Below are 380 nucleotides of genomic sequence, written 5' to 3'. Positions count from 1 at the left end.
GTGCTCTACTGGGGCATTATCGGGGCTATCGTGTTCCGCGGCATCTTCGTTGCCATCGGTACCGGTTTGCTCAGCCTCGGGCCATACGTTGAAATTGTCTTTGCGCTGATCGTGGCCTGGACGGCGGTGATGATGTTGCGCAGCGGCGATGACGGTGATGAGATCGAAGACTACTCGCAACACCTGGCGTACCGCATGGTTAAACGGTTCTTCCCGATTTGGCCAAAACTGCGGGGCCACGCTTTCCTGTTAAGCCAGAAAGAAGTTGATGAAGAGTTGGCTAAGCCGGAAAACAAGGATGTGACCATTGGCCGTGGTGCCAAAGCCTGGCGCTATGCTACACCGCTGATGCTGTGTGTGGCCGTGGTTGAGCTGTCCGA

General features: G+C 56.1%; 1 protein-coding gene. It reads left to right on the top strand.

The genetic code is table 11. The annotated features are described in order from the left end of the window. Window positions 1-380 (top strand): TerC family protein (locus tag DUK53_RS17395; RefSeq protein WP_483306212.1); only part of this gene is annotated, 380 nt, incomplete at both ends.

The organism is Listeria sp. SHR_NRA_18 (assembly GCF_003856515.1).
In the GTDB taxonomy this organism is placed as follows: domain Bacteria; phylum Bacillota; class Bacilli; order Lactobacillales; family Listeriaceae; genus Listeria_A; species Listeria_A newyorkensis.
Note: the sequence above shows the minus strand (reverse complement) of the source record. Positions and strands in the feature narration are given on the sequence as shown.